Raw genomic sequence first — 7,713 nt, 5'->3', positions numbered from 1 at the left:
CGCGGCATGGGTTCCGGTTATGCCGGCGTCGAGAACGAACTGTTCTTCCGCGACAACACCATGATGCTCTTCGCCGACGCCAAGAAAATGGTCGAAAATATCGTCAAGGCACTCGATCACTGATAGCGTATCATTCGAGTTAACAAAGGGCCCGCCAGACTTGGCGGGCCTTTTGTTTTGATCAGATCAGTATTTGCAGTTTCTGTGTAAGCAGCCTCTCGAAGGTAGCCAGCTTACCGGCGGCAATATTCTCTGCATTGTAAAGCGACACCATCGAAAAACGGGCCTTCGGAGCACATGTACCAATGATGGCGCGGGACAGGATTCTTCGAACGGGGCGGAACATGATGAACCAGTCGATCCACCAGGGCGAGCCGAGAGTTGTGATTGCAAAGCAGGACTGCAGCTGCGTAAGCTTCGGGATCATGCGGCCAAAATCAGGCGTGTGATCATAGGCAATGCCGGGCGCGAACACCCGATCGATCCAGCCCTTTAGAATAGCGGGCGGCCCGAACCACCATGTGGGGAAGATGAGGACAAGCACATCGGCGGTACGAAGCGCCTCTGCGTCCTCGGCAACAGCACTCGCATCATGCTCGGCATAATAGCTCCGCCGTTCACTTGATGTGAGGCGAGGATCGAAATCGCGCTCATACAAATCGACGATCCGTAGATCGTGTCCTGCGTCAGTAATCAAAGAAGCAGTGAGAGATGCAAGATGCGCACAAAGACTATTCTTTAGCGGATGAGCAAGGACAACGACAAAGCGTTTGCCCTTGGCGTGCATCAAGAAGTCTTGCGTGTGCGAGCCAGACCGTCGCGTGCGGGCTTGTAATTGGGATCCAATTGCACGGCCCTGGCGTAGGATTTCGCAGCGCGGGCTCTGTCGCCGCGATGTTCATAGATCAGCGCCTGATTGGCCCAACCCTCTGCGATGTCACCATCAAGTTTGATTGCGGTATTGAAATCATCGAAGGCGTTGTCATCGTCGCCAAGCGCGACGTAGGAAATGCCGCGACCGTTATAGGGCTCCGCCGCATCGGGCTGCAAAGAGATAGCTGTGGAGAAATCCTCGATCGCCTGCTTGTGCTGGTTGCGCGCCTGATAGATCAGGCCCCGGTTGTGATAAGCGCGCGCGTCCGTCGTGCTCAACTGGATGGCTTGGTTGAAATCATTCAGGGCCTGATCCAGTTGTCCTTGCTGGCGATAAAGATTGCCCCGGCCAATATAAGCCGCATCATATTGCGAATTGATCTGGATCGCCTTGCTGTAGTCCGCCGCTGCCTGTGCCGTGTTGCCCATGTTGCGATAGACGAGCGCGCGATTGGCGTAAGCTTGGTAGAAATTGGGGTTGAGCTGCAGTGCCGTATTGAAATCCTTGATCGCTTCGCTGTTCTTGCCGGCACGACCATAGGCCGATCCGCGGACATTATAGGCTTCCGGGTCTTTTGGATTGTTGCGGATAACGTCGTTGAGCGAGCTGATGTTCTCGGTGGAACCCTGCGCCTTGTCGATGCCGGTCATGTCGGTGGTCGAGGTGCTCTGGCATCCGGCGATTGCAAGCGTGAGGACAGAGGCAATGACAAGTGCCGTGACACGTACTGTCTTAGGGGCCGCCCAGATTGCGCGATGTGAGGCCAGTTCAACCGGATGTGTCATGTCTTATGTGTCCCGTTTCAATGAAAAGCCATGGAGGCTTTATTGTTCCGATGGCACCAAACGAAAAAGGGCGGTGTGACGCAAGCCACTCCACCCCGTAATCGGGTCAAGGCGTCGATGAATCGAAGATCAACGAGCCGCTGAAGCGCGAACCGGTGTCTTTTTCACAGGCATCGGAAGAAGGCCTTCGCGCTGGGCCTGCTTGCGAGCAAGCTTGCGGGCGCGGCTGATTGCCTCTGCCTTCTGGCGGGCGCGCTTGATCGAAGGCTTTTCGTAATGATCATGCATCTTCATTTCGCGGAACATGCCTTCGCGCTGCATCTTCTTCTTGAGAACGCGGAGAGCCTGATCAACATTATTTTCGCGTACGAGTACCTGCACGTTTTATCCTGTATCTCTTAGAATTTCGTTGAGCCTGACCTCAATCCCCAATCCTTGATTATGGGACAACAAACCAGACTTCGCGACGGTCATCCATCGCAAACTAGGGTGGCCATTATCAGAAAGTTCGGGGTATGTCCATGGTTCTGTTGCGGGCAATGATGGATATTCGGCTAGAAATGTCGCAGTCCCTCGTAATTTTAGATTAACCGGCATGCAGCGCCAATCTCCGTCGCAAAATGGCAAAAGCGCTTTAACCGGATACGATACTGATGCATAAAAGCAGGATCCTCGCTCTCAAAATCGATGTCGATTTCTGAACAGGCCATGCAAGTAAACTCGTTCGAACAATCGCTTTGCGATGGCTCAATGCTGGGCCAAGTTGCTGGGAATGAATGATGCGGAAATATTCGGTGTTTGCCTTGGCCCGCGAGGCCATGCGTGCCCATAAAGGCTGGGATCAGCAATGGAGTTCGCCCGAACCCAAGCCGGAATATGACGTCATCATTGTTGGTGCGGGCGGGCATGGGCTTGCCACTGCGTACTATCTTGCCAAAGAGCACGGCATCACCAATGTCGCCGTTCTTGAAAAGGGATGGCTTGGCGGGGGCAACACCGGTCGCAACACGACAATCATCCGGTCCAACTATCTCTATGATGAATCCGCTGGCATCTACGAGCACGCTGTAAAGCTTTGGGAAGGTCTCAGCCAGGACCTCAATTACAATGTGATGTATTCGGCGCGCGGCGTGATGATGCTGGCGCACAATATTCACGATGTTCAGGTGTTCAAGCGCCACATCCATGCCAACCGGCTCAACGGCATCGACAATGAATGGCTGACGCCGGAACAGGTGAAGGAGTTCTGCCCGCCGATCAATCTTTCGGCCGATGCCCGATATCCGATAATCGGCGCAGCGCTGCAACGCCGCGGCGGCACTGCCCGGCATGACGCCGTTGCCTGGGGTTACGCTCGTGCGGCGGCCGATCGCGGCGTTCACATTATCCAGAACTGCGAAGTCACCGGCATTCGCCGCGCACCCAACGGAGCAGTTGTGGGGGTCGATACCAATCGGGGCCCGATCAATGCCAAGAAAGTCGGCGTTGTGGCGGCTGGTCATACCTCCGTCATTATGAACATGGCCGGCGTGCGCATGCCGCTCGAAAGCTATCCGCTGCAGGCGCTGGTATCCGAGCCGGTGAAGCCGCTTATTCCCTGCGTGATCATGTCCAACACAGTTCATGCGTATATCTCGCAGTCAGACAAGGGTGAGATGGTCATCGGCGCCGGAACCGACCAATACACGTCCTATTCGCAAACCGGCGGCCTCCACATCATCAACCACACGCTCGATGCGATCTGCGAGATGTTCCCGGTTCTGACACGGTTGAAGATGCTGCGCTCTTGGGGCGGTATTGTCGATGTGACACCGGATCGATCGCCGATCCTGGCCAAAACCCCTGTTTCCGGGCTCTATGTGAATTGCGGCTGGGGCACCGGAGGTTTCAAGGCGACGCCGGGCTCGGGCAACGTGTTTGCCCATACGATCGCTCGCGATGAGCCGCACCGCATCAACGCGCCGTTCACGATCGAGCGGTTTACCACCGGCCGCCTCATCGACGAGGCTGCCGCCGCTGCCGTTGCGCACTGATTTTCAAGAAACGAGATAGAACCATGCTTCTCATCAAATGCCCTTATTGCGAAGAAGAGCGCCCGGAACTCGAATTCCGCAATGCTGGCGAAGCGCATCTCGTGCGCGCCAATCCGATCATCGAGCAGTCCGATGACGATTTCGCCGGTTTCCTCTATTTCCGCCAGAATCCGAAGGGCCTGCAATTCGAGCGCTGGCGCCATATTCATGGGTGCGGCCGGTTCTTCAATGCGGTGCGCGATTCTGTCTCTGACAAATTCCTGACGGTCTACAAGGCCGGCGAGCCACGTCCTGATGTGAGTACGCTGCTGTCACCGGCTGCAGCCGAACCAGCCGAACCACCGGTAACGAAGCGGCCCCGTGCCAAGAAAGTGGAGGTAAGCCAATGAGTGCCTCTATCCACTCCGGCAGTAATCGTATCCCGGGCGCAGGCCGTTTGACCCCGGCGAAGACCGTTCGCTTTACATTTGATGGACAGAGCCTGACAGGCCTTGAAGGCGACACGCTGGCTTCAGCGCTGCTCGCCAACGGTATTCATCTTGTCGGCCGTTCGTTTAAATACCACCGGCCGCGCGGCATTCTTTCTGCCGGCAGCGAAGAGCCCAACGCACTTGTCGATATCGAACGCGACAAGTCGCGCAAGCAGCCGAACGTGCGTGCGACGGTGCAGGAGATTTACGACGGTCTCAGGGTCAAATCACAGAATCGCTGGCCATCGCTGACCTTCGATGTCGGCGCGCTTGGAGACGTGTTTTCGCCGATGCTGCCGGCGGGCTTCTACTACAAGACTTTCATGTGGCCGAAGTTCGCGTGGAAGTCGATTTACGAGCCAAGGATTCGTGCCGCTGCGGGTCTGGGCGTGACACCGGGCGAGCCGGATACCGACCGCTATTCCAACCGGTTTGCCCACTGCGACGTGCTGGTCGTTGGCGCCGGTGCCGCTGGTCTGACCGCAGCCCTCAGTGCAGCGTCGACCGGAGCAAACGTGATCATCTGTGACGAGCAGGCCGAGCCAGGCGGTGCGCTGCGTTATGAAAGCGATGTCATCATCGACGGAGTTCCGGGTTTTGAATGGGCCGTTGCTGCAATCGCGAAATTGTGCGCGATGGACAATGTCACCGTCCTGACCCGTACGACGGCGTTTGGCTACTATGCCCAGAATTTCGTCGGTCTGGTAGAGCGCATCAGCGACCATTTGAGCAATCCGGCTTCCGACATGCCGCGTGAGCGGCTCTGGCAGATTCGGGCGAAGAAGGTCGTGCTCGCCACAGGTGCCATCGAGCGTCAAATGGTCTTTGCCAATAATGACCGCCCGGGTGTCATGCTTGCTTCAGCAGCGCGAATATTCCTCAATCAATATGGCGTCGCCATCGGCCGGAAGGTCGGTGTCTACACCTCAAACGATTCAGCCTATGCGGCGGCGATCGACCTCAAGCGCGCCGGTATCGACGTGCCCGTTATAGTCGATACGCGCGACAATCCAACACCGGCCGTTGTGGATGCTGCCCGCTCGCTCGATATCGAAGTCCTGACGGGCCACGCTGTTTTCAGTGCCGGTGGCAAGCGCCGAGTGTCGTCCATGTCGATCCAGCCAACGAGGGGCGGCAGCGAACGCAAGGTCGCCGTCGATGCGTTGATCATGTCCGGCGGCTGGACGCCGTCAGTGCATCTGTTTTCGCAGTCCCGTGGCAAGGTCGCCTGGGATGCCGCAAACGAGCGCTTCCTGCCGGGCACCTACGCCCAGGATTGCGTTTCGATAGGAGCTTGCAATGGAACCGACGGTTTGCAGGCAACGTTGGACGAGGCTTTTGGAGCGGGCGGAGGCAAGGGCAAGACTGTCGTTGCGACGGGCGGCACCGACTGGATCGGCGGCATGATCGGCTCGGCGCCCGGCGCCGGCGCTAATACAACCGTCAAGGCTTTCGTCGATTTCCAGAACGACGTTACGGCAAAGGATGTCCGGCTTGCAGTGCGTGAGGGCATGCACTCGATCGAGCATGTCAAGCGCTTTACCACCAATGGCATGGCCACCGATCAGGGCAAGACGTCGAACCTGCACGGCCTCGCGATCGCCGCCGAGGCCCTGAACCGGCCGATCCCGGCGGTGGGTCTGACGACATTCCGCGCTCCGTTCACGCCGGTTACCTTTGGCGCGATTGTCAATCACGCGCGGCATGATCTGTTCGATCCGACACGCCGCACGCCCATGCACGGGTGGCACCAGACCCAGGGTGCTGCCTTCGAGGACGTCGGCCAATGGAAACGTGCGTGGTATTACCCGCAGGCGGGCGAAGACATGCACACTGCGGTCAATCGCGAATGTGTTGCCGTGCGTAATCAGGCTGGCATCTTCGATGCATCAACGCTCGGCAAGATCGAAGTGGTCGGCCCGGATTCTGCGAAATTCCTTGAGCTGCTCTATACCAATCCGTGGGAAAAGCTCGGCATCGGGCGTCTACGCTATGGCATCATGCTGCGTGAGGACGGCTTCATCTACGATGACGGTGTTGTCGGACGGCTGGCGGAAGACCGTTTCCATGTAACGACAACGACCGGCGGCGCACCGCGCGTCATGCATCATATGGAAGACTACCTCCAGACCGAATTCCCGCATCTTGATGTCTGGCTGACCTCGACGACCGAGCAATGGGCAGTGATTGCCGTGCAGGGTCCGAGGGCCCGCGAGATCATAGCGCCGCTGGTTGAGGGCATAGACATGTCCAATGAGGCCATGCCGCATATGAGCGTGCGCGAAGGGACGATCTGCGGCGTGCCGACACGGCTGTTCCGCATGTCGTTTACCGGCGAAACGGGCTATGAAATCAACGTGCCGTCCGATTATGGCCGGGCCGTCTGGGAGGCCGTCTATGAACGGGGCAAGCCTTTGGGCCTGACGCCCTATGGCACCGAAGCGATGCATATCCTGCGCGCCGAGAAGGGCTATATCATCGTCGGTCAGGATACGGACGGAACCGTCACACCGCAGGATGCGGGGCTGACCTGGGCCATCGGCAAGAACAAGACGGACTATGTTGGCATTCGCGGCCTTTTGCGCCGCGATCTGGTTGCCAACGGCCGTAAACAGCTTGTCGGTCTGAAGACGGTTGATCCGACGACAGTTCTGGAAGAGGGGGCGCAAATTGTCGCCAACCCGAACCAGCCAGTGCCGATGACCATGATCGGTCACGTGACATCGTCCTATTGGTCGGAAAATTGCGGCCGCTCCATTGCTTTGGCCCTTGTGATCGATGGATCAAAGCGGCTTGGAGAAACGCTTTACGTACCGATGCCGAATGGCGTGATCGAAGTGGAGGTCACCGGCACCGTATTTTTCGATGAGAAGGGGGAGCGCTTGAATGGTTGAGATCGTCCAGGCAACACGACGTCATCCGCTGCAGGCGGGCCAACTGGATGTCGCTTCCGTCTCGGTCACCTTGGCGGACAACGCGACCCGTGTTTCGCTTCGCGCCAAGGCTGATGCAGTTCCTGCGCTCTCCAGGGCACTGGGTGTGACATTACCCATGAAGCCGAAGACTTCCGCGTCCAACGGCGGCCGTGCAGCACTTTGGCTTGGGCCGGACGAATGGCTGATCATCGATGACGCCGATAGTGCTGTTGTTGCCGATCTTGCCAAGGCGAAAGTGCTGAATTCGGCGGTCGACATTTCACATCGCAATGTCGGGATTATCGTGGCTGGCAAGGGCGCCGCTGCTGTGGTCAATGGAGGTTGCCCGCAGGACTTGTCGCTGAAGACCTTCCCTGTGGGTGCCGCGTCGCGGACAGTACTCGGCAAGATCGAGATCGTCTTGTGGCGGACTGGCGAGGACGCTTTCCGCGTCGAGTGCTGGCGGTCGTTCGCGAATTACGCCTATGCGTTCTTGCAGGAATCCGCGCGAGACGTTGCGATCTAGCGCATTTCTGATTTGTCAAAGAACCGGGTGTGCTTTCCCCTTGCCACGCCCTCATCTTGAGTCTGGCCATTGATATGGTTGGGAAGACGGGCGGTCGTCGAAGCGCGTCT

Annotated in this window: 8 protein-coding genes; 5 read left to right on the top strand and 3 right to left on the bottom strand. The window is 57.8% G+C overall.

Annotated elements, in window-relative coordinates; all coding sequences use genetic code 11:
* Positions 1–123, top strand: a 123-nt coding sequence (locus C7476_RS27595; RefSeq protein ID WP_147274705.1) for an NAD(P)(+) transhydrogenase (Re/Si-specific) subunit beta, incomplete at its 5' end; no start/stop codon positions are given.
* Positions 124–181: 58 nt separating this feature from the next.
* Here the strand turns inward: C7476_RS27595 and C7476_RS27590 are convergent.
* From C7476_RS27590 to rpsU, 3 genes are all read right to left on the bottom strand, one after another.
* Positions 182–787 (bottom strand): NAD(P)H-dependent oxidoreductase, encoded by a 606-nt coding sequence (locus C7476_RS27590; RefSeq protein ID WP_114433105.1) that lies wholly within the window; start codon positions 785–787, stop codon positions 182–184.
* Complete coding sequence (locus tag C7476_RS27585) at positions 787–1,659, bottom strand: tetratricopeptide repeat protein (protein WP_114433104.1); 873 nt, start codon at positions 1,657–1,659, stop codon at positions 787–789. Before C7476_RS27585 ends, C7476_RS27590 begins: the two co-directional genes overlap by 1 nt.
* Positions 1,660–1,788: 129 nt before the next feature.
* Entirely contained in the window at positions 1,789–2,040 is a 252-nt protein-coding gene (rpsU, locus tag C7476_RS27580) for a 30S ribosomal protein S21 (RefSeq protein ID WP_112532314.1), read from the bottom strand.
* A gap of 398 nt (positions 2,041–2,438) precedes the next feature.
* On the opposite strand from rpsU, the gene C7476_RS27575 reads away from it, so the two are divergent.
* The 4 genes from C7476_RS27575 to C7476_RS27560 are packed head-to-tail and all read left to right on the top strand — an operon-like array spanning position 2,439 to position 7,603.
* Entirely contained in the window at positions 2,439–3,692 is a 1,254-nt protein-coding gene (locus C7476_RS27575; RefSeq protein ID WP_112532315.1) for a sarcosine oxidase subunit beta, read from the top strand.
* 23 nt (positions 3,693–3,715) lie between these two features.
* The gene (locus C7476_RS27570) at positions 3,716–4,081 is read left to right on the top strand and encodes a sarcosine oxidase subunit delta (protein WP_114433103.1); all 366 of its coding nucleotides are present in this window, start codon (positions 3,716–3,718) and stop codon (positions 4,079–4,081) included.
* Complete coding sequence (locus C7476_RS27565; protein ID WP_181872647.1) at positions 4,078–7,056, top strand: sarcosine oxidase subunit alpha; 2,979 nt, start codon at positions 4,078–4,080, stop codon at positions 7,054–7,056. Before C7476_RS27570 ends, C7476_RS27565 begins: the two co-directional genes overlap by 4 nt.
* A complete protein-coding gene (locus C7476_RS27560) occupies positions 7,049–7,603 on the top strand; it encodes a sarcosine oxidase subunit gamma (RefSeq protein WP_114433102.1) in 555 nt (184 codons plus the stop codon). Before C7476_RS27565 ends, C7476_RS27560 begins: the two co-directional genes overlap by 8 nt.
* Positions 7,604–7,713 lie beyond the last annotated feature (110 nt).

The organism is Phyllobacterium bourgognense (assembly GCF_003337575.1).
Lineage (GTDB): Bacteria > Pseudomonadota > Alphaproteobacteria > Rhizobiales > Rhizobiaceae > Phyllobacterium > Phyllobacterium bourgognense.
This window is presented reverse-complemented; position numbering and strand designations above follow the sequence as displayed.

What these genes read in the sequence shown, in the direction of transcription:
- C7476_RS27560 (WP_114433102.1), top strand. Translation starts at nt 7,049, where the DNA reads ATGGTTGAGATCGTCCAGGCAACACGACGTCATCCGCTGCAGGCGGGC.
- C7476_RS27590 (WP_114433105.1), bottom strand. Translation starts at nt 787, where the DNA reads ATGCACGCCAAGGGCAAACGCTTTGTCGTTGTCCTTGCTCATCCGCTA.
- C7476_RS27570 (WP_114433103.1), top strand. Translation starts at nt 3,716, where the DNA reads ATGCTTCTCATCAAATGCCCTTATTGCGAAGAAGAGCGCCCGGAACTC.
- C7476_RS27575 (WP_112532315.1), top strand. Translation starts at nt 2,439, where the DNA reads ATGCGGAAATATTCGGTGTTTGCCTTGGCCCGCGAGGCCATGCGTGCC.
- C7476_RS27565 (WP_181872647.1), top strand. Translation starts at nt 4,078, where the DNA reads ATGAGTGCCTCTATCCACTCCGGCAGTAATCGTATCCCGGGCGCAGGC.
- C7476_RS27585 (WP_114433104.1), bottom strand. Translation starts at nt 1,659, where the DNA reads ATGACACATCCGGTTGAACTGGCCTCACATCGCGCAATCTGGGCGGCC.